Genomic DNA, 25,584 nt, shown 5'->3' on the forward strand with positions numbered 1-25,584 from the left:
TTGTTTCTCCCTACATAAGGCAAGTGCCCGGGTTTCGTCCCAGGCAACTTGCCAACATACTATTACACCCTAGAGGCTGTAACGGGTCTTGTACATATCACTCTGCATGTAAGCCTTGAAATTGGTCTTGTCTATCATCTCCGTAGGAACCTTGTAGTTCTTTTCAAGTGTTTCGCCTTTCATTACCTTGTAACCAAGATCGACGGCATCACGAACCATTGAAGGAGAGAAGGTATAGGTCATGAAATCAATACCCTTCAAGCCGGAATTCTCGAACAGATCCATGAATCCCATCCCTGCTGATACACCGTTGATCAAACGAATGTTAATCTTTGCAGAACCATGGTAATTCTTCAGGGCTTCGACAATGCCAAAGACAATTTCATCGTCATGGGTCCAGATTGCCTTGATGGATTCAATCTCTGCAACACTCTTGGTGTTGAGGAAGTTTTCCATCTGTTCCATAGCAGTCTGCTGGCTCCAGTTGGTTACGAAGGACTGGTCAAGTGTAAAGTTTTTATCTGCAGTTGAAAGAAAACCATTGGTCCTTTCCATAGGTACCGTCGAGCTATCACCCTTGAATTCAAGGTAATTTACCGTTCCCTTGGCAAGATCTGCCTTGAAGAAATCATTGAAATATCGTCCAGCACCTTCACCAATGGCAACATTGTCGCCAGAGATCTCGGCAGTCGGGGTAAGCCCTTCAATGAAACGATCATAGACAATCAAGGGTACTTTCGCTTCCATCACCGACTGGGCTGCACTGCGCAGTTCATCTCCGGTCACCGGCCAAAGAACCATTACCGTCGGTTTCATACCGAGTATGGTTTCGACAGCATTACTCTGCTCCCCAGACTCAGCAGCTGTCATGAACCGGTAGTCAAACCCGTTGGCAGCAGCAAGGGCCTTCACCTGGGCTTCGCAATGACGGATAGACTCAGCGGTAAAGCCATGGTCTGCACTGGGGGTTACCACACCCATCAACTGTTTCTTGGTACTTTTTCCCTGTTCACCTGTTCCTGCAGCAAAAACAAAGCTTGTTGCAACCAGCATAATTGCGAGTCCTACGAGAACTTTCTTCATACTAACCTCCTATCAAACATGGTTAATTCTTCATGTCTGCTTTTTTGCAGTATAAATCTTTCTGAAAATCTGTCAACTTTTTTCGTGTTTTTATGAAATATTAAGGATTTCTTCTGAAAGAATGCGATATTAACAAGGAAAAATTCCATAGTTTATGAAAATTTTCATAAGTTTTCATTTTTTCTTGAAATAATTAGCTGTTCGTTTTATGCTTTGGGGCAAGGAGTGAAAGGATGGTCAAAGAAGCGAACAAGATTACCTACTCAAAAATAGCCGAACTGTCAGGAATTTCCATGGCTACCATTTCACGAGTAATGAACAATTCTACCAACGTGAAGGAAGAGACCCGAAGGACCGTGATGGATGCTATGCGCCAATTAGGGTACGATACCACAGACCTTGAGGCTATTGCGGCAAAATCCAATGATCTCCTCATCTTCAACATCCCTTCACTTGACAACCCGTTTTACAGCCTTATCATCAAAGGGGCAAAAGCCTCTGCAGAGCGAAATGGCTACAATATGCTCATCAATGAAGACCCCATCGATGATCGTTCCATCGATACTTTTATTGCCCTGCTAAAAAAAACCAACGCAGCAGGCATTCTTTCTACAAATTGCATTTCCAAACAAAACCTGATGAAACTCGATGCTATCCTGCCTATCGTACAATGCTGCGAATGCGACCCTTCCCTTGATATTCCGTTTGTAACCATCGACGATGTATCGGCAGCGCGCAATGCAGTGGAATATATACTTTCTCTGGGAAGACGGAGAATTGCGTTTATCAATGGTCCCTTGCAGTACAAATATGCGAGAGACCGCCTTAAAGGGTATCTGGAAGCCCTTGAGGATGCCCATATAGAAAGAGACCCCGATATAATCATCCAACTGCAGGAAATCAATTATGATATGGCAGTATCGGCAGTATTTCAATTGCTGAATTCAGAAAAACGACCTGATGCCTTTTTTGCCAGCAGTGATGTCTATGCAGCGGCCGCTATCAAGGCAACGAAACGTACGGCCTTGAAGGTTCCAAGAGATATTGCAATTGTCGGGTTTGACAATATTGAGCTTTCTTCAATGTGCAGCCCTTCCATTACTACAGTCAATCAACCGAAATTCCAGTTAGGCCTGCTTAGTTGTGAAATGCTCATAAAAAGGATCTGCAAAGAGCAGATCCCTATCAGGAGCATGTATATGGATACGGAATTGATCGTACGGGAAACCACCCAGAAGCAGTCGCCTATCAGTAGGTCCCCGTTGCAATAACCTCTGCCATCCTGTCGGCATCGATCGCAAGGTCCATGGCAAGGAGTGTATGGTCTTGGCAAATAGCCAGCTCGGTTCGATTCATACAATCGAGTATCATTTTGCCGAAGAACTCAAAACCAACCTTGCCTGTTGCCTCAATCTTGTGTTCACCTTCTTTGTCGACAAAATAGACATGGTCTCCTTCACTCGATTGTGCAACATCAATGTATTTACGTATCTCAACGGTTCCCTCGGTCCCTATGACAAAGACCCGGCCATCCCCCCAGGCTTTCAGTCCATCTGGGGTGAACCAGTCAACCCGGAAATAACAGGTTGCACCATTGTCGGCGACCAGGTTTGCATCACCGTAATCAAAAAAAAGAGGGTTTTCCGAATTGTTATAATTAGCTTTGCAACTATGGACAACCGTTGCCGATTTTGCCCCTGCGAAGGAAAGGAATTGCTCTATCTGATGACTTCCGATATCTACCAGGATGCTTCCGTTCTGTTTTGGGTTGAAGAACCAGGAAGGCCTTGAAGGTGCATTAAGCCGATGGGGAGCCAGAATAACAACTGACAGGATTCTTCCCAAAGCCCCTGATTGTATCAGCTTTTCAGTATAGACTGCCCCTTCGACATGAATCCTTTCCCCAAAATAAATAAAATATTTTTGCCCGGTCCTGTTGCAAGCTTGCCTGACTCGCTGGACCTCATCTTTTATAAGCATACCGGGCTTGTCGGCAAAGAAATCCTTACCGGCCTCCATAACCCTCAGACCAAGGTCGCAGCGAAGAGAGGGAAGAATGGCGCTGACAACCAGTTTAACCTCTTTGTCCTGTAGGATGGTTTCTATTGAATCTACACCCTTTGCCTGGGGATACCGTACAAGGAAGTCAGCAACTTTGCTGTCGTTTGAGTCATAGACTGACGTCAATGTAGCGCCGGCTTCCAGCAGTCCGTTGGTCATGGCAAAGACATGCCCATGATCAAGGCCTATTACGGCAAATTTGAATGCCCCCTTTTTGACGACAATATCGACTTTACCTGTAGAAACAGGGGCATAATTCATTCCATCCATCTTCTGCATATGCGTTTACTCCAAAAAAAATCGTTTACCACTTCCGGCAGAGGCATAGGAAGCATATAACACTTTCATAGTATCATAGGCAAGCGGGAACCCAGACTCTGGCTCTTTTCCCGTATCTGCACAGATAAGGAAATCCTCCAATTCACCGACATAGCCACGCATTTCTTCCTCACAAAGAAACACATGTTGCCACCCGGCCTTGGTCTCGACTTTCTCGGTAAAATAGACGTCTTTCAGTTTGGAATCGTCAGTATGGTAACAGATAAATGAATCGTTTGGAGCAATATTTGCCTTGTAGCATCCATTGGAAGTATAGGCCTCAACACTGTTGCGGACACCTCCGACTATCATATCACCGCTGGAGACGACAGCTTTCGTCCCATCGGTAAACGTGATGATAGTCTCAGACCAGTCCTCTACATCCACAGGGTTTGAAAGAACCGACCCTCTCTCATTAGCCGGCAAGGATTCTGTCACTACCGATGCATCGCAGAGAACCGAGCGAACACCAATGGTTTCCCCCCGTTTCTTTGCTTCCGCCTGCTTGAGATACAACAAAGCACTGAGCGGGTGACACCCCTGCCTGATAAGGCACCCTCCCCCGTTCACCGACCAAAGGGCGGCATGCGGGGCGTGGCTTCCGCTATGGGCCTCTTCGCCCTTGAAGAGCAAAACTTTATCGCCGGTAGCTTTCAGAATTTCCTTTATTTTAACAACTGAAGGTGCATAGATATAATTTTCCGCATAGAAAAGTTTGCTCTTCTGATGAGAAAGAAATTCCTTGAAGTCGTCCAACTCTGCACAGACCTGTGTGAACATTGCCTCTTTATTGTCGCTACCTTTCCCAAAATAACCGTTGAAAGGTTTTTCACAGACAACATGCTTGCCTTTTTCCATAGCCTGCTTAACCAGGCTAACATGGTATTTGGGAGGAACAATGACATCTACGATGTCAATCTCCGGGTCATCAAGCAATTCTTCGACAGTGTCATATACTTTGGAAAAGCCGTATCTCTGGGCAAATTCCTGAGACTGCTGTAAATCAGCAGAGCACACTGCATGCATATGTGCATCATATCCAGGGACCCTTCTATATGCATTTACATGCAAGCCTGCAGCAAAACCGCAGCCGATAAAACCTATCTTGAACTGTTTCATACTTTCGCCTTTTTGAATTTTTTCAGAAGCCCTGTCTGTCCAAGGACCATAAATACGATAATCACGAGAAAGAACACACAGATGGGACGACCGAACATAGGAGCAAACGAACCGTCAGAGAGTCTCAGGGCACGCCTGAGATTTGAATCAGCCATGGGTCCGAGAATAACACCGAGCAAGAACGGGGCGACCGGGAAGTCAAAGGATGATAAGGCCAGCCCTACGAGGCCAAACATGAACATTACCTTAATATCGAACATAGTATAGTTGATCAGGTAGGACCCGATTACACACAAGGTAAAGATGATTGGCATAAGGATTTTCTTATTTACTCCCAGGACTTTGACAGTAACCTTCGAGAGTCCCATTGCGATTATCCACATAAACAAGGATGCAGCAATAAGATATATACTTATGTTATAGACAAATGATGGTGATTCTGTCATCAAGAGGGGCCCTGGCCTGTATCCATGCATCAAAAAAGCTGCAAGCAATACGGCAGCAGGAGCCGACCCTGGTACAGCCAGACTCAAGATGGGAATGATAGCTCCCCCTACACAAGCATTGTTACCTGCCTCGGCAGAGATGATACCTTGGTCGTTTCCTTTACCGAAACTCTCGGGATCCTTGCTTTTTGTCTTGCTCGCCCAATAGGAAAGCCAACCGCCTACATCCTCGCCGACCCCCGGGATAATACCGACACAAACCCCGATGACACTCGAGCGGAAAATTGCACCAAAGTTCTTCACTATGCGCTTCAAACCCTCACGGACATGAAACTTGGAAAGCTGTAAAACCTCTTCACCTTCTTGGTTTTTAAAGCCTTTCACGATTTCGGGAAAGCCGAATAATCCAATCATAACAGGGATAAGCTGGATTCCTGACATCAAATTCACGTTCCCATAGCTGAACCGTGCAAAGGTATCGACCGTATCGAGGCCAACCATTGCTACCAGTAAGCCAAGGACGCCGCTGATCCATCCCTTAAGTGCATTACCCTGAGCGGTAATCGCCCCACAGATCAAGATGCCAAAAATGGAAAGCAGGAAGAATTCCCAGCTTGCAAACTTCAGAGCAAGGCTGGTCAACAAAGGGGTAAGGGTCAGCACAAACACAACGCTGATAAGTGTGCCGAGACAACTGGCAGAGGTTGCAAGGAAAATTGCAAGGCCACCTTCACCGCGTTTCGCCATCGGGAACCCATCCAGCGCCGTTGCAGCCGAAGCAGGGGTCCCGGGAATATTCAAAAGGATTGCAGACTGACACCCTCCGGAAATGGAACCTACATATACTCCGATCAGGGCAATCAATGCCGACTGAGTCGGAAAGTTATAGGTCAAACCGGTCAACAAGGCAATTGCCATTGTTGCGCTCAATCCGGGGAGCATGCCCATTACGAGTCCGGAACCAACAGAGAGTACCAAAACCAACATATTCAGGGGTGTCAGGACAATCATCAGTGCCTGACCAAGGTATTGTAATGCCATGGAAAAACCTCCTTTATCTGGGTAATGCCGCGTTGAACCCTACTTGGAACAACAAGACTACGGCACCGATTGAAAGAAAGGAGATCAACAAGATCTTCCAGAATTTCGTTGCCTTGAGATAGGTCATCAGGGAAGCAAGGAAAATGATCGAAGCAATCCAAAACGGCAAGATTGCCATCAATACAAATGTATAGATACCAAGAATGACTGTGCCAAAAAACATAGCCTTTATATCTTGGTTTGTTTTCGCACTTTTAAACGATGACCCTACAATTTTGAGTTGGGTCATGAAATCAGTACCCTTCAGGCTCTTTAAAAAGAGAATGCAACTGAGGAGAACCAAAACAACTCCGAGAATAATCGGGAGAAAGGCAGGGGAAATGGAGAGTGTCTCAATATTATACGGGGGTTTTGAGGCCTTTTTATACATGAGAATCCCTTCCACTGTCACGTAAAACCCTATGAGGATAAGGGACAGGGAGAAAGTGAAATCTTTTTTATTGTTTTCCATCTGAATTGTTCCTGGTTGAATTTCTGTGGGGGAAGAGGAACGATGATTTCTGCTATGGGGAATTACCCCCACAGCAGAAACATACTATTTGTATTAGCGCATTATTCCAAACTTGGCTGGGTCGATAGCAACAGCACCTGCATCATACATCAGGTAACAAGCTTTGCTGGCGAAAGAATCGAGGAAGGCCTGAGATTCTGCACGTCCCTTGGGGATGACAGAGAAACTCTTGACCTTTGCAAAGTCAAGGAAGGCCTGGTCTTTGGAAGCATAGGCAAAAGCTGCGTCAAGTTTTGCAAGGATATCCTCACTAAGCCCCTTGGGAACCAAGATACCGGTCACTTCACCCATTGGTACAAATTTCTTTGCCTCAGGGTAAAAATTAAGGATAGAGGGAACTACTACACCAGGTGCGAGTTCAATATCCTCTGCAGCCAAGGTTGCAAGGCATTTCACATCACCACTGATGATAAGGTCTTTGTACTCTGCAAGCAACTGTGGGCAGAAGGCAACTTCGCCTGCAAGGGTTGCAGTAAGGGCAGGACCACCGCCGGCATACGTGATATGCTTGTAAGGAGCACCTGCAATAGCCTTAACGATTTCGGCACCAAAGTGTCCGCCAGATCCGATACCGGCAGTTCCAGCTGTGATTTTGCCTGGGTTTGCCTGAATGGCCTCGATCAAATCCTGAATAGTATTGTACGGTGAATTCTTGGGAACAATGATTGCATTCGGAGCAAAGGTTGCAATCCAAATATCCCAATCCTTATAGGTCTTGTCAGTAAAACCGTTTACAGGCATGGTTGAGAAAGCAAGCATTCCGTTTGCGAGCAAGGTATATCCGTCAACCTTGGAGTTCAGAACATTGAGGGTTCCTGCACTACCACCGGCTCCGGGGGTATTGACGACATTGATCGTTCCACCGAGGTTTCTTGCCATTGCATTGGCCAAGGCCCTTCCGGTCAAGTCAGTCGTACCACCGGCCCCATAGGGAACCGTCAGGTTGATGGTTTTTGTCGGATAGGTTTCTTCTGTGGTGCCCTGGGCAAAACAGAGTCCGACAGCGAGCAGAAGCACAGAGCATACAGCTAGTGTCTTTTTCATTACATTCTCCTTATTTTCTGATATCACAAACAGAACTACCTTCTACCAAGGTACAGTCCTGAATTATGTGCTGGAAGGGAATCTCATCATCGCTCTGGATTTGGTCGAGCAACAAATTTGCAGCTTTTCTACCAAGTTCAAGGTCATTCATATCGATATGGGTAAAATCATTCTTTCCTGCCATAACCCATTCGGGGCTACCGATGATCATCACCGAAAGATCCTCGGGAATCGAAATATTACGTTCGGTAAGGCATTTGATACCACCGAGGGCTTGGATATTGAACCCATAGAAAACGGCAGTCATATCAGGATGTTGCTCAAGGAGTTTTGCGGTGAGCCGGCAACCTTCTGCAGCTGAAAATTCACCTTCCTCCACGAAAACCTCGGCACCATTTGCCCTGGCCACTTCCAATACAGCTTCGCGTCTTGCCTCGAGATCCGGTATCTTGCTATCCCAACCGATATACCCAATTTTCCTATGGCCCTTTGCCATAAGGTAATGGGCTCCGACATACCCACATCCGTAGTTATTTGTCGCAACCCAGAAAAAGTCCTTCAGACCGACAAGGGGACGGTCGACTACGACCATCTTCATCCCCACCCTTCTCATTAGTTCAGTGTTTTGGGTACCTTCCTTGGTTGGTGTCAAAATAATGCCGTCTACCCGTTGTTGAATCAGTCGATTCAGGATTGCTCGCTCCCTTTCCGGCTTATCTAGAGTGTTGCAGATGACCAGGTCATACCCATGTTTGACAAAAACATCTTCACTGGAAATGATAATCCTGGTAAAAAACTGGTTCTCAAACTGAGGGATCAATATCCCGATGAGCTTCCGTTCCTTTCCTTTGAGTGAAGAAGCCCCATTGCATTTTACATAGTCGAGCTCTTTTGCTGCTTCAAGGACTTTTCTCTTTGTTTCTTCACTTATATAGCGCCCTTTTTTCTCATTGAGCACGTAGGATACCGTAGCGGCAGTGGTGCCAGCCAGTTCAGCTACATCTTTCAAGGTTGCATAGTTTTTCAAGGAAGAACCTCCAGTTCAGGATAGGCAAACGTTTGCTTACAGGGTTAAAAAAATAGGCAAACGTTTGCCTGTTTAGAATCGCATAAGAATTACACTCTGTCAACACATATTTATTCATTTTCGAGAGGTAGCTCCAGAGCCCATTTTGAGCAAACCAAACCGGTAGGAAAGAATTGGTACCTTGCTCGAACCCATTGGGTAAAACCAAGGTTTCTGCCTTAGCTAGACAGTACCTGATGCCCTACCTGTAGTAATGCACATGAAAATTTCCTCATCCGCGCAATACCGTTCGGATTTTGCCCATGTCGGTAATTACAGGCATATTCCTAAATGCAGCAAAACATGATTCGAACTGAACACTACTTCCGAATCGGCGGTAAAAGCTTACTAACGGTATTACCGTGCAGTGAAAACATTGGAGAAAGATCAGTGGATGCATCTGCAAAAACCCCAAGTAGTATCATTTAGTGGAAACTTACGCTTGCTTATGAAAATACTGTGCTTGTTTTTCAAGTTTATTTAAAAATTATTTTTAAATAAAAAAGCTAATTTTATGAAAATTTTTATTGTTTTGTAGAGCAAACCATTTTACACTAACCGGGTAATGCATACACAACTATTAGATACAGAAAAAAGAAACCCCTTGTCCTATCGAATCGATTCCAAGAGCACAAGGGAAATATTGACAATAATCAACAACGAAGACCAGAAAGTCCCGTTTGCCGTAGAGACAGCCATTCCCCAGATCACAACAATCGTAGAAGACGTAGTAGCTTCTTTTAACAATAATGGCAGATTGTTTTATATCGGGGCCGGAACCAGCGGACGGCTGGGGGTATTGGACGCCTCGGAATGCCCCCCGACCTATGGGGTATCCCCGTCAATGGTCCAGGGTATTATAGCCGGAGGGAAAGAAGCACTCACAACTTCAGTGGAATGGGCTGAAGACGATGGGCAAGCCGGAATCGAATCACTGAAAACGGTCAACTTTTCAAAGAATGATGTTCTTATCGGCATTACCGCAAGCGGAGGAGCCGCCTTCGTAATTGAAGCATTGAAATATGCCCGGTCGATTGGAGCAAAAGTAGGAGCCATCAGCTGCAATAAGGATTCTTCTGTTTTTACAATAATTGATGAGGATCACCGGGTATTCATTCCGGTAGGGCCAGAGATTATCACAGGTTCGACCAGGATGAAATCTGGGACAGCCCAGAAACTTGTACTCAATATGATAACCACAACGGCGATGATTCGAATCGGAAAGGTATTTAACAACCTTATGGTTGATTTACGCCCTGTAAATGGAAAACTAATTTTGAGAGCACAAAGACTGATTCAAGAAATAACAGGCTGCGATGAACAGACCTCCGTCGAATTGTTTCGGCAGTCAAAAGGCAATACAAAACTTGCCATAACCATGGGCTTATTCAATGCGGACAAAGAAGAAGCAGAAGAAATGCTGGAAAAAGCAAAAGGGAGCATTTCGAGGGTGCTTGAGCAGAAGGATTCTCCAGTTCGATAGTAGTAAAACAAATTATAGTAGTACTCCTGCTTGCAGGAATAAAAAAAAAGAGGTGAACAAATGAAAAAACTAGGGTTGGGGCTATTTTTGTTGGTTGCATTACTATTGCCGACATTTGCTCAGGGAACTGCAGAGAAAACTGTAGACTTATCGGAGCCTGTAACGCTAACGCTCTGGACACATGAAGATGCAAACAGGGCCGCATTGGAAAAAGGACTCATCGAGGAATTCACCAAACAGAATCCCAATGTTTCGGTTGATTACCAGACCTACCCTTCAGGGAAAATGAGTGAACTGCTTACGGTCGCGTTCAGCGCCAACCAAGGCCCGGATGTTTTCAACCAGAGCCAATCGGTTATCAGGAGATTTGTAGTTGAAGGCCGTACCAGTACACTCAATCCTACCTGGATTGGCGCCAAGAGCACGAAAGAAGTGCTGGACAGGTATATTCCAGGTTCTCTGGAAGCAGTTATGCTCGATGGAGGAATCCATGGACTACCCCTTGAATACACAAACCTTTGTTTGTTTGTGAACAAACAGATTTTCCGTGAAGCAGGACTTGATGCAGAAAAGGATTATCCAAAGACCTGGGAAGAAGTCATGTCCTTGAGTGAGAAACTTGTCCAACGGAATGGTGAAATCATTACGCGCCGAGGCTTTGACTTCCGCTATCCTTCCTATACCCAGCAATTTTTGCCAATGGTTGAACAATTGGGAGGAAAGCTCATCAGTGATGATGGTAAAAAAGCCGTTATCGGAGATGCTGCCTGGATTCAGTTCTTCGACTACATGAAAGCGTGGGGACCCAAAGGCAAAAACCTTGGAGGCCCTACCTATACTGCAGCAAGGAAAGCTTTTGACCTGAACGACAACCAGATTGCCATGAGTGAAAGCGGACTCTACCAGGAAGCAAGAATCCAGACTGCCAATCCTGAATTCTACAATAGCGGAGATTGGATGGTAGTCCCGTACCCACAATGGGAAAACGCAATCCAACATGTCGCCGGAAAAGTAAGTTGCCATTACTACCTCGTCAATGGACAAAGCTCAGAAGCAAAGCAAATCTGGTCGTGGAGACTTGTCGATTTCATGCTGAGCCACGGAGAAGACTACCTTGCCAAAGTCAACCTTGTCCAACCAACGTACAAGTTGTTCAAGAGTAAAGCGTTTAGTGAGACTCCTTACTCATCCGTGTTTGAAGATGATATGAACTATGCCAATCTGGTATTCTATGCAGAAAACAGCGGTGCCATCAATGACAAGTTCAAAGCTGCCGTTGAGAGTTCTATGCTCCAGGGAAAAGACTCGAAGGAAGTTCTCGATTCTTTCAGGGCTTCTGTCCAAGATATTTTGAACGAAGAGTAGGACCATCTGTTAATGTGGTTTCTCCCCTGCGGGGAAACCACATTTTTAACCTAGGAGCTTTACCATGAAAACCGCTTATATTGGAATTGAAAAGAAAAAAGCCCGTTGGGGATGGATATTCGTTACACCAGCAGTTCTTCTTTTTCTTTTGTTCTCGCTCTATCCAATGCTCAATGCATTCTTCAACACGTTCTTTACTATGAAATTACTGTCTTTGAGAGCTCCTAAGTTTGTAGGTTTGAAAAACTATGCCTATATCCTACAGTCAAAGGACTTTTGGAACTCTGCTAAGGCCACACTCTTTTTCACCTTCGGGGCCTTTGTTCCTTTGACCATCTTATCAATGGTCCTGGCTCTTGCTATTACCTCAAGGAAAAAATCTGGGCGAGCTATCCAGTTGATCATCTATTCCCCTGCCATTCTTTCCTCGGTAGTGGCAGCGTTGATCTGGATTTTGATATTCGACCCAAGGGGTTTGGGAAATTCAGTGCTTAATTTCCTCATGAGAAGCCCGGGAGTCGACCATCAGTGGCTGACAGACCCTGTAATGCTCAGAATCTGTACCAGCACCATCTATGTCTGGAAGTACGTTGGTTACTTTACTATCATCTTCGTGACAGGTATTGCCAAAATCCCTACTTCCGTACTAGAAGCTGCAACAATTGACGGAGCCCAAAAGCACCAGATAATCCAGCGGATAATATTCCCACTGATAAAACCGACAACAGTGATGGTCTCTATCGTTGCAATGCTCAACTGCTTGAAATCCTTTTCTACCCAGTACCTATTCACCCAAAGGGGTGCGCCTCTGGAGCCGATCAATGTTATTACCCTCAATATCTATAATACGGCAATGCGTGATTTAAATATCAGCAGGGCTTGCGTAATGAGTGTCCTCTTATTCTTGATAATGATGGGGCTTACGCTCATCCGTCTGAAATCTTCCGAAAAAGAAACAGTATCCTACTAGGAGGCTACAATTGAAAACTACAAAAACAGCTCTAGTTGGCAGCCTGGCAGTGAATATATTTCTCATAGTTTGCTGTTTGGTAATACTTGTACCCATTGCCTTTATGCTTACCGCATCATTTATGAGTCCAGCAGAGATATTCTCAATGCCCTATAGGTGGATACCGAAACAATTCCATGCAATAAACTATTTCAATGCCATTGCAGGGAATGACCGTTCCTTCATCTTTATCCGTAATGTTATCAATTCGCTGGTAGTTGCCCTTAGCACAACTATTCTTTCGGTTATCGTTAGTGCCTTTGCTGGATACGGCTTGTCAAAATTTCAGTTCAAGGGAAGAACGACAGTATTCATGATGATCATGGGAAGGATGATGATTCCCTTTGAAGCCATCATGATTCCTATGTATATCACTGCAGTGAAACTGGGGATGCAAAACACCTATTACGGTTTGGTCCTCCCCTTCTTGCTGAATGCTTTCGGGATTTTCCAGATGAGACAGTACCTGATGTCCTTTCCAGACGACTTGTTGGATGCCGGTCGTATCGATGGGCTTGGAGAAATGGGTATTTTCTGGAAATTGGTTTTTGGAAACAGCACCCCGGCGATTGCAACGTGTGCAATCCTTTGTTTCAAAGGACAGTGGGACAACCTCCTTTGGCCGCTTTTGATTGCACAAAAAGAAACGATGAAAACCATTCCAACCTACATAGTCAAATTTACCGAAGAAAAAACCTCTGACGAAGGAGCCATGATGGCAGTAGCTGTCATTGCTTGCATACCAATCGTGATCCTCTTCACAACCATGTCTAAGTACTTTCTTGGCGGAAGTTCTATGTATAGTGCTGGTAAGGAATAAATATGAAATTATGCATTTTTGACATGGGTGGCGTACTGATCAGGAACTTTCATATAGCCCCGAAGCTTCTTCCCTTTCTAGGTCTCAAGACCAGTACCCTGCAAGAATATGACCCAAGACTCGGAACAGCCCTGACACTTCATAGCGAGGGAAAAATCAGTGAGGAAGAATTTTGGAAATACTATAGGGAAATCACCCACAGGGAAGTCCCCCATATCCAAGGTTCCCTATTGGGAAAATTCTTCACCCCGACATTGGACGATCCAACGGTAGCCTTGGTAAAAAGGCTTAAGGAAAAGAATCTCAGGGTTGTTTGTGGAACAAACGTTATTGATGCCCATTTCAAGATTCATCATCAGCTCCACCAATATGATATATTTGATGCTGTATATCCTTCTCATATCCTTGGGATTGCTAAACCTAAACTGGAATTTTTCCAGAGAATCTGTGAGGCTGAGCAGGTACATCCCGAAAAAGCTTTTTTCACCGATGATATGCAGGCAAATGTAGATGCTTCTCTGAAAGCCGGCCTAAAAGGATTTCGCTATGTTGATGCAAAAACCCTCGAATCCCAACTAAAAGGACTCAATTTGCTATGAAATGTTCTTTAATACATCGAAAGATCCCGTTAAAGCATCCATTCAAAACCGCCTTGCGAACAGTATATTCTGTAGATGACCTGGTATTCAAACTTGAAACAGATGGCTTTGTAGGGTACGGAAGCGCATCCCCTACCGTCGCCATTACCGGTGACAGCATAGAAAAAATCTCTGATACGGCACGCTATAAAATCACACCTTCGCTGAGCAAAGGGGTGATGCATCAGAAACCGTCACCCTTGCCTTTCACAGGATGCACAAGTGCAAATTACCTAGTTGAGACAGCCTTGTATGATCTCTGGGGAAAAAGGGAGGGGAAATCAATCGCCTCATTGCTTGGACAGTCTTATGACCATCTGCTTAGTGATATTACAATCAGCATGAATAGTGCTGAGGAAATGGTTAAAGACTCCCAGCAAGCAATTGAAAATGGCTTCTCAATCCTTAAAATCAAAGTAGGCGGAGATCTCGAGGCTGATATGCATAGACTGGAAGCAATTTGTGCAGTGCTGCCAGATACGGTGAAACTTCGTGTTGATGCAAACCAAGGCTGGGATGCACCTACTGCGATCAAAATTATCAGAGAGTACGAAAGGAAAGGCTATCCTATCGATCTGATAGAACAACCGCTTCCTGCAAAGGACCTGAAGGGAATGGCTGCTGTCAGGAATGCCGTTGGACTTCCCATAATGGCAGATGAAAGTATTTTCAATTCCAACGACGTTAAAAAAGTCCTTGATTTGGGTTGCGCAGATATTATCAATATCAAACTTGCGAAATGCGGCGGCCTTACAGAAGCCTTACACATGTGCTCCTTGGCCGAAGAAGCTGGGGTTTCCTGCATGCTAGGTTGCATGATGGAAGGTCCGATAGGTATCTTGGCCGCTTGCCAGGTGGCTGCGAGCCAACCGATAATTACGAGAATAGACCTCGATGGCCCCATGCTTTATGAGAGATTGCCAGGAAGGTATGCTACCCTTTTCAAGGGTCAGGATATATTTATTGGAGCTGCTCCGGGACTTGGCATCCTTGACTGTGCCTTGGAGGAGATCGGAAATGAAACACTATGGACAGTAACGCTCTAAATCTCTATCTGCAGGAAATCCAGGACCAGGCTTCCCCCTGTGTCAGCGCTGTGGTACTCAGTGATTCTTCTGTGCTCTATCGAAAAGACCTCGGATACAGGCAACTTGTCCCACAAGCGCTTCCTCTTACAAAGCATACGCTTTTTGATCTTGCTTCCTTGACCAAGGTTGTCGGAACGTTGATGGCAACCCTTCGCCTCATGGAGAAAAAAGAGCTTTCTTTAGCTATGAACCTGGGTTTTCTGCTCTCTGATGCCGGAAATTACAAAGAAACAACCCTTGGTCAATTGCTCACACACACTGGCGGATTTATCCCAGAAATGCGTTTGGAACTGTATCTGCAAGACTGCGAAGATGCCCTTACCTTCATGCTAAGCCAGCCGGTTCGATACAAACCCGGTACGAAAGTAGAGTATAGTTGCTTTGGCTATATAATCCTTGCCAAAATCCTGGAAAAAATAACCGGAATTCCCTTTGAAAAACTAGTCAAGCAAGAAGTCTCAGACCCTCTGGGAATGCATAAAACTGTCTTCAACCCTCTCTTGAAATTTCCCGAGGCTCAGTATGCAGCAACGGAAAGACTCGAAAACACCAATGAAATTCTCTGTGGAATCGTACATGACGAGAACAGCAGGTTCTTGGGAGGCATTGCAGGCAATGCAGGTTTATTTTCCACTGCAGAAGACCTTACCCGGTTCTGCAGGATGTTCCTCTGTAAGGGACAAAGCGAACAGGGAACGTATCTTAGCACGGAAACAATGAATCTGTTGTTCAATCTCCAGACAGGAAACTGTGAAGGAGAAAAAAGAACGCTTGGTTTTAAAATTGCGGATGCTCGGCTCCTGGGAACAAATGCCAGTGCACAAGCAATAGGCCATACGGGATTTACCGGTACCTCGATTGCAATTGACCCTCTACTCAACAGGGCAGCCATTTTACTCTGTAACAGGGTTCATCCCTCAAGGAAGAATAACGTGCTGCTAGGCATGAGGCAAGGATTCCATACCCTTGCCTTCCAATAAGGCAGCTTAGGTCCCTACCCTTTCACAGCCCCTATCATTACCCCTTTTACAAAGAACCGCTGCAAGAAGGGATACAGGACAATGATTGGAAGCGTGCTGGTAATGATGACTGCGCTCTTGATCGAGATGGCGATGGTTGTCTTGTCCCCGGAGCCGGCAGCGTCGCCGACCATGCTTGTCCCGTTTACGATATTGCGTAAAAAGAGCATAACAGGGAATTGCGAGCTCTTGAGGTAAATCAAACCATTGAACCAGTCATTCCAGAAAAACACTGCCGTGTAGAGTCCTACGGTAGCCAACGCTGCCCCGGAAAGCGGAAGGATTATCCGGCGCAGGATTCCAAAATAGTCCAGGCCATCGATGATGGCAGCCTCCTCGAGGTCCAAAGGAATCGAGCGGAAAAAATTAATCATGAGAATCAGATTGAACTGATTGATAGCAAATGGAAGCAGCATGGCCCACCGGGTATTTATCAGGTGCAACGAGGAAACCAGCAGGTAGTTGGGAATAAGGCCCCCGGAAAAAAACATGGAAAATATGACCAGTTTCATGAAAAAAGCATTGCCCCTGAGCCTCGATTTGCTCAATGGATATGCAAAGAGAATCATCATTGTCAATGAAATAGCAGTTCCTAATACCGTATAGAAAATAGTATTGCCATAGGCATGGAAGAAATTCGGATAAGAAAAAATCTGTCGGTAGGACTCCCAGTTGAATCCTTTGGGTAACAGAAAAACCTCATTGTTTATAATTGCCTTGGGGCTGGAAAAGGAAAGGGCAATCATGTAGATAAACGGCGTCAGGCAAGCAAAAAGGGTGAACACCATCACCAGGTTTACCAAAGCAGTGAATACACTGTTCGAACGTGTCTTGTACTCTCTCATATCAATATATCCCATCGCCGGTAAGGCGCTTGCTCATTGCATTGCTTCCTGCAACCAGAATGATACCGATAATCCCGCTGAACAACCCAATTGCCGTCGCATACGAGTAGTTCTGGTTTGCAAGCCCGGTGCGATACACCAAAGTATCGATGATATCGCTGACCATACTGTTATCCGGCGTATACATAAGCAAGACCTTTTCGAACCCCAACGAAAGCAAACGGCCCACATTGAGTATCAACATGACCATGATAGTCGGCATAATTGAGGGAATCGTTATAAACCAGATCTGCTGGGTCTTGTTTGCCCCATCGATCGTAGCGGCCTCGTACAGGTCGGCAGGGATTCCCGTAATGGCGGCCAGGTAGATAATTGCTGTCCAGCCTGTGTATTGCCAGGTGTCTACCAAGACATAGATCAAGCGGAAATACTTGCTGTCATTCATAAAGTAAATTGCATCCTGTCCAAAGAATTTGACCCTGAGAAGATTGAATATTCCGGTCGAAGGCGAAAGCAATTCACCCAAAATGGCAATTACAACAACCGTGGAAATAAACCGGGGCATATAGGAAACAGTCTGGACCAGTTTCTTGAAGGCGAGGTGATGAACCTCATTGACCAATATGGCAAAGAAAATGGGAATCGGAAAGTTGACGACCAGATTCAGAATGCTTAGCAAAAGCGTATTACGGAAGGCCCTCCAGAAAGCAGGATCCTGCCAGAAACGTTCGAAGTATTTCAAACCGACCCACTCGGTCCCGAATGACCCCATGCCTGGACGATAGCGCCTGAAAGCCAGGACATTGCCAAACATCGGGACATACTTGAAAACTATAAAATAAACCAGAGGAATGACCATCATTGCATAGAGTTGCCAATACCTGGCGAAATACTTTCGGTTGGACATCGTATTGCCACCAAGTTTCTGCTGTTTCATCAAAACCTCCGTTGTTCGGCACTATACAACTCTGCCGGATAGAATCCGGCAGAGTATAGACAAAGTGATGTAAAACCTTACAGGTTAGTGTTATAGAGCTCAGTAAACTTATCGATACCAAGAGTCTTCATTTCCTTGACATAGGAATCCCAGTCTCTGGTAATGTCCTTGTTACCGGTCAAAAAAGCAGAATTCCAGCGCTCGAAAGCATCGAAGAGCGGAGTCTGCAGTGTGCCTGCCTCCTCGGCCTGCATATCATCGAATTTCGGGGTCGGGGGAATAGCCTGGATTACATCACCCATTGCTTCGACTGCAGCGTTGATCTTTGCATAGTTCTCATCATATTTGGTCATCTCACGGGCATTGACCCAGACCATCTGGGTTACATCGCTTCCACAGCCGTATTTGACCTGGAGGCTCTTGTAGATACCCTCGGAGGAGTTGCGAATCTCATCAGAGAAAACAACCTTGCCATTTACCTGGCTATAGGTGGTTCCTTCCACGCCAAGGCACCAGAGTTTGGCATTGTCTGCAGAGAAGAACATCTCGTCGACAGTTCTGACCAACTGCTCGAAATCAGCACGTTTGGAAGTCTTGACCGGGAACATGATACCTGAACCAGTCTTGCTCTTCGGCTGGTGGTGTGCACCATCGGGACCGGCGAGGGCTGGATACATCTGGAGCTTGAACCCAGGGATAGTGCTTGTGGCGGTAACCCCTCCGATCTGGTCATAGTAGGCATAGGAAGCCATTGCCTTGCCGGTTGCCAGTTTCTGGGACCATTTGTCCCCGTCAATCGGTTCAGCCATCTCAGGATCGAGCAGGCCTTCAGCATAAAGCTTATGGAAGAAGGTCACATAGCTCTTGTACTTATCGCTGATTGCCCCCGCAAAATACTGTTTCTTCGTATAGTCCCAACTCAGCGTATTGCTTCCGCTTGCACCATTCTTTCCAAGGGATATGCCCCAGGAAGGCATAGTCATACGATAGAGTACGCGAGGTCCCGCAAGGATGGTAAGGGGATAGGAAGAAGGGTCATTCTGCTTGAAAACCTTCAATACAGTATAGAGGTCATCAAAAGTCTTGGGCACTGCAAGGCCATATTTTTCCAACAGGTCCTGCCTGAGGATCAAACCGCCATCATAGAAAGGAACATCAAACAATGCAGGCATGAAATAACGCTTGCCATCTTTCAGCTTCAAAGCATTGACATCGTCTTCAAGCTTGAACTCTTTCACCCGTTCGTTGAAGTTGGGTGTCCACGCTGAATAGTCACTGATCGGAACCAACGCACCATTAAGTGCAAGGGCAGCGTTCTCTCCCTTGGTCGATTGATACAGGATGACATCCGGGGCATTCGTGCCGGTATTCAGTGCCAAGGAAACCTTGGTCTGGTAATCGGCAATGGGAATGACCTCAAAACTGACATCTGCATTCACCCGTTTCTGGACCTCGGTTACAGTCAACCAATCCTGCTTGAACGGCAAGGTTGCGTTGTCGCTGTAAAACACGGAGAATTTAATCGGGGCGGTACTACCACCCTTTGCTTCCTGAACACCCCCGGCAAACAGGAAAAGCGACGTTGTCAGACAAATCACAAGAGAAACCAACAGGGTTTTCTTCATAGATCCCCTCCTTCAGTATTCGAAAAACCGGAAAACCGGTTTCAGCGTGCATACAAACAAGGAATTTCTAAAAATACAACTCGATACAGTCACCTAGGTAAAGTGCTTCCATCACCATTATAATCACCGAAAGCAAAAGCTATCAACAAACATTTTTACTTTTCACAATTTGCACCATGAAAATTATTTTCATTTAGAGAAGTATTTTACCCATAACCACAGCATGAGAGGCGCCTGTAGCCCCAATCAGGGTATTTGGCCTTCCTGCAATAGCCTCATTGGCTAGAACCGCAAAGGCTACAGCCTCCTTGCTATCGCTATTGAATCCAAGGTCCTCTTGCGTATTGACGGGCATATGGGGCAAAAGCTGCTTCAGTTCATCCATCAAAAAAGAATTGTGAATTCCCCCTCCCCCCACGGTCAACCGGTCGACAGGAACAGGGCAGAAATGCGAGAGGGAATAGGATATGCAAAATGCCGTATAGTAGGTTGCCGAGGCTATGATGTCGAAAGGAGAAAGACCAAGGGCAACTCCCTGGTGCTCAACCAAATCTACAAAGGGTATTCCATACCGTTCTCGCCCAGTTGTCTTGGGAGGGAACCGGGTAAGGTACCCGTCGTTTTCCAGCATCCACTGAACCAAGGAATTCGAAATCTTTCCCTTCCTCCCTAAGTCACCGTTTTTATCATAGCTCTCTACCCCTGAGGAATACCGATAGACCAATTCGTCAATAACCATATTGCCGGGACCCGTATCAAAGGCAAGGATTTGTTCGGGAAGCGCATGTTTTGGAATAACGGTAAGATTCCCGATACCACCAAGATTCTGCAGGGCAACCGTCTCCGTTTCGCTTCTATAGAGAAGATACTCCGTATAGGGAACCAAGGGTGCCCCCTGCCCCCCGGCTGCCATATCACGGACACGGAAGTCACTCACTACAGGACAACCGAAGGCTTCACTCAAAAGCGAGGCTTCCCCTAGCTGCATGGTTGCCGAGACCGGCTTCCCAAAATAATCTTGCGCCTCGGGGATATGATAGAACGTATGGCCGTGCGACCCGATGAGATCAATTTCACTGGTGGAAACCTTTGCTTCTTTACACACAGCCTTGGCTGCTGAAACAAACAACTGGCCCAACGTAAAATTCATCAGGCAGAGTTCCCTGCTCCCACCTTCTTCACCACGTGATAGTGTCAGCAATCTTGCCCTGAACTTTTTTTCATACGGAATGGAAACAAACGCGAGTTCTGTTACTTTCAGCTTCGTTCCACGTCCCTCGATGGCAACCAAGACGGCGTCTATCCCGTCACAACAGGTTCCACTCATCAACCCAATACAAAGTTTTCTTGATTTGGAAGCCAATGGCTGTACGGTGTTCATTCCTTTGCCCCCAGATAATCCTTGTAGATTCCCGGCTTTGAATCTTCGATCAAAGTAGCTGCTACACACTTCTCATAGAATTGTTGCGGCCCGACCCCTCCGATAATGGCATAGGCATACCCCTCGTCATGCAAGGCATGCAAGCTACGGAGCAAAAGTGCTTTGCCAATCTGTTTTCCCTGCTCACTGTCCAAAACCCTTGTAGGACCAAAAAAATCAGGGGCGGTCGCGTTATAGCAGGCATAGCCGACAATTTCTTTGCCCCTGGTGGCTACGAATAGGGAAATGGGAGTATGGGAAAAACAAACATCGGCTTCCCCTGAGGCGGAAAGCGAGGAATGGGTCTTAACCCATTCCACTATACGCGGTTTATCAGGAGCCATTGCCCGTCGGATGGTTATCCCTTGGTTCTCCACTGCAGCAAGAACTGGGGATACGGGCGGAAGTGCATAGAGTTTAACCAACATATCGCTCATCAACGTCTCCTATAGTTGGACCGGAAGACTTCCGGTTGCCTCAATCTCTTTTCTCAATAATCTTGACAGGGCCTCAAAGCAGTCCTGGGTATATTCATAGGCGGCTATCGCAGTCACCCCCTCCCCTACCAAGGCAAGGTCATAGGGGTTTCTCAAAGCAATACAGGTCACAGGGATCTTCCCTTTGACAAAAGCATGTACCAGATCAATCTGTCCAGGGCGCAGATGTGCATTGTACGTTCCGATAATGATGGAGGTTGCATCTTTTCCCGTTGCCTTGATCTTGTCTATTTCCGTCGAATCAGGGTTGTCAGAGCAGACAAAATAATCGCCTCCAAGCAATTCGGCCATAGAGGAGGCAAAAAGCGGCACATTCCGCTCATTGGACACATTGGTTGCCAAAAAACACCTTGGCCCGACAAAATAGGGGTTGGTGCCGAGCGGTAGGATGTTTCCCCTGACCAAGGTCAACGACTTTTCGCGTAGCTTCTGGGCAGTTGCCTTATGTTCTTTTGAACCCACCTCAGAAAAGGGTACATTTTTTTCCAGGGAAAGCATCACCTTGGCCTTGATGATTTTGTCAGTCGAAGCAGTAAATTCACTTTTGTCCAGTCTCCCCGTGGCAAGGGCCTCCTTGACTAACGCTATTGCCTGTATTGCCAATTCCACATGGTGGCTTATACAGACAAGGTCTACCCCTGCTTGCAGGGAAGCCAAAGAACCCGAAGCAGTGCCGTAATAGTTTGCAATCGCCTGCATTTCCATGCAATCACTGAAAACCAGGCCTTTGAAGCCCATTTCTTTTTTCAGAAGGTCCGTAAGGATCGAACGGCTCATCGTTGCAGGCACCTTTTCTTTTTCGAGGGCAGGAAACAGGATGTGGCTGCTCATAATCCCCTGGACACCGGCAAAGGTTGCCAACCTGAAAGGATACAGATGTTCCTCAAGGGCCTGCAGGTCACCTGCTACCCAGGGAAGGTCGAGATGGGAATCCAAATGGGTATCCCCATGACCGGGAAAGTGCTTGGCTACGGACATTACCCCTTCGCTCTGCAACGCTTCGACCATGGCACACCCAAAGGAAGAAACCGTCTTTTCGGAATCGCCGTAACTTCTGACCCCGATAACCGGATTATTTTTGTTGCTGTTTACGTCAAGGCAGGGAGCAAGATCGCAGTTGATACCCAAGGCTCTCAGTTCCCGCCCGGTCAGGGCCCCGGCTTCAAAAACCGAGTTCACCTCGCCTGTGGCCGATAATGCCATTGCCCCAGGGACATTGGTGCAGTCACTGCTCAGGCGGGTGACCATACCTCCTTCCTGGTCTATGCAGATCAAGGCAGGCGTGCCACATTCTTTCTGCACAAGCTCTTGAATATCCTGACAAAGTTGCCTTACCTGCCCTTTGCTCTCGATATTCCTGGCAAAGAGAATGATATTCGCTATCTTATAGGTATGTACCGCTTCCTTGAAGGATTCATCCAAGGAAGTACCAGGGAAACCGCAGACAAAATGCTGTCCTATTTTTTGTGCATCATCCATCACACTTCTCCTAACATAGTGCCACTGACCGGTCATCGATAGAGATGATAGATTTCTTTCTCTTTGGCAAAGACACTGCTCTGCTCAGAGCATTGGTTCAGTAGTATTTCAATATTTGTGGTTACCACATCCTGCGAGGTAAGGCCCATCAGGTTTTCAAAAGGACTTCTCTGCGTAGGGGCCAAAGGGGGCAGGAATGCAAAATCCTCGCTATAGAGACGGGCAATGAGTTGAATCAGGCGCAAAGCACTTTCAACCGGGCGAAAAGCTTCCTTGTCCAGGACATGGGCATACAGCCCCTTGCAGGTTTCACCCTGGTATTTACTCGCAGTAGGGGTGAAGTAAGCGGGGGTGAATACGATTCCTTTGAGGTGGAGCTCATTAGCTGCCCTACAGAGGGGCTCGGCATGGAGAAACGGGGACCCGATTAGTTCGAAAGGACAACTAGTCCCTCTGCCCTCACTTAGGTTCGTACCCTCAAACAAGCACATGCCGGCATACAACAAAGCACTCTCGAAATGCCCGATAGCAGGGCTCGTCATAATCCAAGGCAATCCAAGGCTGTCGAACAAGTCGCTCCTTTTCCATCCGTTCATCGGGATAATGGTCAGCTTGCATCCATATTGCAGTTCAGCGTTAAGGAGAAGTGCCAGCTCGCCAATGGTTAAACCATACCTGACAGGCAGGCTGTACGGTCCTACAAAACTAAAAAATTCCGGGGCGAGCCTATTTCCCTCGACGACCACACCCCCCAGCGGATTGGGCCTATCGAGAACGATGAGGTCCTTGCCAAAGTGGGCACAGTCCTCGATAAGATTTTTTAAGGTAGCGATGTAGGTATAGAAACGCAGGCCAAGATCCTGAATGTCAAAGAGTATGGCATCGATGCCGGAAACCATATGTTCGGTGAGATGCTGGCCATCTTTGCGGTACAGGCTGAAAAGAGGAATGCCATCCACAAATTCTGCATCTTCATCGATGCAGGAACCAGCTCCTATTTCACCGCGGATACCGTGTTCCGCCCCAAAGAGGGCAACCAAATCATATTGTGTCCTGACTACAGAAAAGGACGAGACAAACGAGGTATTCATGGCACTGTTGTTCGTCACCAAGGCAAGTCGCTTATGGTTTAAAAGCGAGGAATAGTCTCCTATCCGGTCCAATCCAAATTGAATCACCGTCTTTACTCCCTCTTGTGTATGGTAGAACAGGTTCCCCTGGACTGCAATACACCTGTACAACCGATGCCATCGACTTTCTCTTTCCTAGCATAGCATAATGTAAAATTTTTTCAATTATTAAAATGATTTTGATGAAAATTTTTGTTGTATCCATAGTTATTTTCTCATACTGCTTTTGCAATATAACAACTAGTGGAATCAGAACAGAAAAATCCTTAGGATTATCAACACAGAGGACAAGAAAATCGCTTTTGCCGTTGAAAGCTTCCCCAACCAGATTGAGACTATTGCAGAAGCTATTGCTTCCTCCTTCAAACAGGAGGCGATGATTGTTTTACATCGATGCAGGGACCAGTGGAAGGCTCAATGTCCTCGGTGCCTCACGGTGCTCCCCGACCTATGGGGTAGATCTTAACAGTCCAGCTTATCATTACAGGCAGAGTACAAGCATTGGCAATCTTACAAAGGCACAAAACCCTTCCTGAGGAAAAAACGGACCAACACTATTTCTTTTGTTTTTCCCCAGGGCTGTTGGCATGGGTGACAGCCTTCCATGTGGCAGTAATAAACTGCCCTGCATCGCCCTTGTTCACGATTAGGCTGCTGTACAGGATATCGACTACTACCAGCTGGTTAAGCCTGGACAACGTAGCCCCTTGTCGATAAAGAGCCTCACTATCAGGTACGGTCAATACAATATCGGCAAGCTTGGAGAGAGAATTCCCCCCTACCCTGGTTACGGCAATGATGATAGCCCCAGCTTTCTTGGCTTGCTGGGCAACCTGGCGCATGGTTTTGGTTTCCCCCGAGTAGGAAAACACAATGCATACACTTTTATTGTTCAATGCACAGGCATTTACGATCTGCAAGTCAGGTTCATTGGGGAAACTTGAATAGATGCCAAGCCTTCCCAGTTTCTGGTACATATCCATTGCAGCAAGCGCCGATGCCCCGATTCCTGCAAGCAATATCTTTTCCGCATTTGCCAAGGCTTCCACGGCCAGTTCAACCTGCCGGGTTGACAACACACTTTTCAGCGAAGTTATGCTTTCACAGACAGTGTCGACCATCATGGAGGTTATCGATCCGGCCCCATCCGTTTTGGAGAGGTCGAACATAAAGGGCCCCTCAGAAGGGGGACTATTTCCATACACTTCCTTAGCAAGGGCAAGTTTCAAATCACTATAGCCGTCGAACTTCAGTCGTTTGCAGAGCCTTACCACTGCTGCGGTACTGCTTCCACTCTCCTGAGCCAGTATGGTAATGCTATGTTGGACTGCATCCTGTGGATTTTCCAAAAGATATTTTGCTACCTTCCTCTCCGAGGGGGACAGATACGACAGAGCTTGTTTTAATAATGTAGTACATCCTTCCATACTGCACAGCATAGCATATTGTATAATTTTTTCAAAAATAATTGAAAAAAATT

Annotated in this window: 24 protein-coding genes; 9 read left to right on the top strand and 15 right to left on the bottom strand. The window is 46.3% G+C overall.

What is annotated here, in order from left to right:
* Window positions 1–69: 69 nt before the first annotated feature.
* Window positions 70–1,083, bottom strand: coding sequence for a substrate-binding domain-containing protein (locus tag SPIGRAPES_RS04605; RefSeq protein ID WP_014269606.1), 1,014 nt, complete (start codon window positions 1,081–1,083; stop codon window positions 70–72).
* 233 nt (window positions 1,084–1,316) lie between these two features.
* On the opposite strand from SPIGRAPES_RS04605, the gene SPIGRAPES_RS04610 reads away from it, so the two are divergent.
* Entirely contained in the window at window positions 1,317–2,354 is a 1,038-nt protein-coding gene (locus SPIGRAPES_RS04610) for a LacI family DNA-binding transcriptional regulator (RefSeq protein ID WP_014269607.1), read from the top strand.
* On the opposite strand, the gene SPIGRAPES_RS04615 is transcribed toward SPIGRAPES_RS04610, so the two are convergent.
* From SPIGRAPES_RS04615 to SPIGRAPES_RS04640, 6 genes are all read right to left on the bottom strand, one after another.
* Window positions 2,332–3,423 carry a Gfo/Idh/MocA family protein gene (locus tag SPIGRAPES_RS04615; protein WP_014269608.1) on the bottom strand — a complete coding sequence of 364 codons (1,092 nt, stop codon included), beginning with the start codon at window positions 3,421–3,423 and terminating at the stop codon, window positions 2,332–2,334. The genes SPIGRAPES_RS04610 and SPIGRAPES_RS04615 overlap by 23 nt on opposite strands.
* Before the next feature lie 6 nt (window positions 3,424–3,429).
* Window positions 3,430–4,581: a Gfo/Idh/MocA family protein gene (locus tag SPIGRAPES_RS04620; protein ID WP_014269609.1), complete on the bottom strand. Its 1,152-nt coding sequence runs from the start codon at window positions 4,579–4,581 to the stop codon at window positions 3,430–3,432.
* Complete coding sequence (locus SPIGRAPES_RS04625) at window positions 4,578–6,068, bottom strand: tripartite tricarboxylate transporter permease (protein ID WP_014269610.1); 1,491 nt, start codon at window positions 6,066–6,068, stop codon at window positions 4,578–4,580. The genes SPIGRAPES_RS04620 and SPIGRAPES_RS04625 overlap by 4 nt, the downstream gene beginning before the upstream one ends.
* A gap of 13 nt (window positions 6,069–6,081) precedes the next feature.
* Window positions 6,082–6,579 carry a tripartite tricarboxylate transporter TctB family protein gene (locus SPIGRAPES_RS04630; RefSeq protein ID WP_014269611.1) on the bottom strand — a complete coding sequence of 166 codons (498 nt, stop codon included), beginning with the start codon at window positions 6,577–6,579 and terminating at the stop codon, window positions 6,082–6,084.
* Between the two features lie 93 nt (window positions 6,580–6,672).
* Window positions 6,673–7,683: a Bug family tripartite tricarboxylate transporter substrate binding protein gene (locus SPIGRAPES_RS04635; RefSeq protein ID WP_014269612.1), complete on the bottom strand. Its 1,011-nt coding sequence runs from the start codon at window positions 7,681–7,683 to the stop codon at window positions 6,673–6,675.
* Window positions 7,684–7,693: 10 nt separating this feature from the next.
* The gene (locus tag SPIGRAPES_RS04640) at window positions 7,694–8,710 is read right to left on the bottom strand and encodes a LacI family DNA-binding transcriptional regulator (protein WP_014269613.1); all 1,017 of its coding nucleotides are present in this window, start codon (window positions 8,708–8,710) and stop codon (window positions 7,694–7,696) included.
* A 604-nt stretch (window positions 8,711–9,314) separates the two neighbouring features.
* On the opposite strand from SPIGRAPES_RS04640, the gene murQ reads away from it, so the two are divergent.
* From murQ to SPIGRAPES_RS04675, 7 genes are all read left to right on the top strand, one after another.
* The gene (gene murQ / locus SPIGRAPES_RS04645) at window positions 9,315–10,232 is read left to right on the top strand and encodes an N-acetylmuramic acid 6-phosphate etherase (RefSeq protein ID WP_014269614.1); all 918 of its coding nucleotides are present in this window, start codon (window positions 9,315–9,317) and stop codon (window positions 10,230–10,232) included.
* 60 nt (window positions 10,233–10,292) lie between these two features.
* Window positions 10,293–11,597, top strand: a complete 1,305-nt coding sequence (locus SPIGRAPES_RS04650; RefSeq protein WP_014269615.1) for an ABC transporter substrate-binding protein — start codon at window positions 10,293–10,295, stop codon at window positions 11,595–11,597.
* Window positions 11,598–11,661: 64 nt separating this feature from the next.
* Complete coding sequence (locus SPIGRAPES_RS04655) at window positions 11,662–12,567, top strand: carbohydrate ABC transporter permease (protein WP_014269616.1); 906 nt, start codon at window positions 11,662–11,664, stop codon at window positions 12,565–12,567.
* A gap of 10 nt (window positions 12,568–12,577) precedes the next feature.
* Window positions 12,578–13,426, top strand: a complete 849-nt coding sequence (locus tag SPIGRAPES_RS04660) for a carbohydrate ABC transporter permease (RefSeq protein ID WP_014269617.1) — start codon at window positions 12,578–12,580, stop codon at window positions 13,424–13,426.
* A 2-nt stretch (window positions 13,427–13,428) separates the two neighbouring features.
* Complete coding sequence (locus SPIGRAPES_RS04665; RefSeq protein WP_014269618.1) at window positions 13,429–14,025, top strand: HAD family hydrolase; 597 nt, start codon at window positions 13,429–13,431, stop codon at window positions 14,023–14,025.
* Complete coding sequence (locus SPIGRAPES_RS04670; RefSeq protein WP_014269619.1) at window positions 14,022–15,110, top strand: dipeptide epimerase; 1,089 nt, start codon at window positions 14,022–14,024, stop codon at window positions 15,108–15,110. Before SPIGRAPES_RS04665 ends, SPIGRAPES_RS04670 begins: the two co-directional genes overlap by 4 nt.
* On the top strand, window positions 15,092–16,132 hold the full coding sequence (locus tag SPIGRAPES_RS04675) for a serine hydrolase domain-containing protein (protein WP_014269620.1): 1,041 nt from the start codon (window positions 15,092–15,094) through the stop codon (window positions 16,130–16,132). Before SPIGRAPES_RS04670 ends, SPIGRAPES_RS04675 begins: the two co-directional genes overlap by 19 nt.
* 14 nt (window positions 16,133–16,146) lie before the next feature.
* Here SPIGRAPES_RS04675 and SPIGRAPES_RS04680 read toward each other — a convergent pair whose 3' ends face one another.
* From SPIGRAPES_RS04680 to SPIGRAPES_RS04710, 7 genes are all read right to left on the bottom strand, one after another.
* The gene (locus SPIGRAPES_RS04680) at window positions 16,147–17,016 is read right to left on the bottom strand and encodes a carbohydrate ABC transporter permease (protein WP_014269621.1); all 870 of its coding nucleotides are present in this window, start codon (window positions 17,014–17,016) and stop codon (window positions 16,147–16,149) included.
* Between the two features lies 1 nt (window position 17,017).
* A complete protein-coding gene (locus SPIGRAPES_RS04685) occupies window positions 17,018–17,953 on the bottom strand; it encodes an ABC transporter permease (protein WP_014269622.1) in 936 nt (311 codons plus the stop codon).
* Between the two features lie 77 nt (window positions 17,954–18,030).
* The gene (locus tag SPIGRAPES_RS04690; RefSeq protein ID WP_014269623.1) at window positions 18,031–19,578 is read right to left on the bottom strand and encodes an extracellular solute-binding protein; all 1,548 of its coding nucleotides are present in this window, start codon (window positions 19,576–19,578) and stop codon (window positions 18,031–18,033) included.
* A 193-nt stretch (window positions 19,579–19,771) separates the two neighbouring features.
* Window positions 19,772–20,959, bottom strand: a complete 1,188-nt coding sequence (locus SPIGRAPES_RS04695) for an anhydro-N-acetylmuramic acid kinase (protein ID WP_014269624.1) — start codon at window positions 20,957–20,959, stop codon at window positions 19,772–19,774.
* Window positions 20,956–21,435 (bottom strand): GNAT family N-acetyltransferase, encoded by a 480-nt coding sequence (locus tag SPIGRAPES_RS04700; protein WP_014269625.1) that lies wholly within the window; start codon window positions 21,433–21,435, stop codon window positions 20,956–20,958. The genes SPIGRAPES_RS04695 and SPIGRAPES_RS04700 overlap by 4 nt, the downstream gene beginning before the upstream one ends.
* Before the next feature lie 9 nt (window positions 21,436–21,444).
* The gene (locus SPIGRAPES_RS04705; protein ID WP_014269626.1) at window positions 21,445–22,974 is read right to left on the bottom strand and encodes a glycoside hydrolase family 3 protein; all 1,530 of its coding nucleotides are present in this window, start codon (window positions 22,972–22,974) and stop codon (window positions 21,445–21,447) included.
* A 32-nt stretch (window positions 22,975–23,006) separates the two neighbouring features.
* Complete coding sequence (locus tag SPIGRAPES_RS04710) at window positions 23,007–24,152, bottom strand: DUF1343 domain-containing protein (RefSeq protein ID WP_014269627.1); 1,146 nt, start codon at window positions 24,150–24,152, stop codon at window positions 23,007–23,009.
* Window positions 24,153–24,484: 332 nt separating this feature from the next.
* On the opposite strand from SPIGRAPES_RS04710, the gene SPIGRAPES_RS16955 reads away from it, so the two are divergent.
* Window positions 24,485–24,640 (top strand): hypothetical protein, encoded by a 156-nt coding sequence (locus SPIGRAPES_RS16955; RefSeq protein WP_155816652.1) that lies wholly within the window; start codon window positions 24,485–24,487, stop codon window positions 24,638–24,640.
* Between the two features lie 18 nt (window positions 24,641–24,658).
* On the opposite strand, the gene SPIGRAPES_RS04715 is transcribed toward SPIGRAPES_RS16955, so the two are convergent.
* A complete protein-coding gene (locus tag SPIGRAPES_RS04715) occupies window positions 24,659–25,531 on the bottom strand; it encodes a MurR/RpiR family transcriptional regulator (RefSeq protein ID WP_172635064.1) in 873 nt (290 codons plus the stop codon).
* Window positions 25,532–25,584 lie beyond the last annotated feature (53 nt).

Source organism: Sphaerochaeta pleomorpha str. Grapes (assembly GCF_000236685.1).
In the GTDB taxonomy this organism is placed as follows: domain Bacteria; phylum Spirochaetota; class Spirochaetia; order Sphaerochaetales; family Sphaerochaetaceae; genus Sphaerochaeta; species Sphaerochaeta pleomorpha.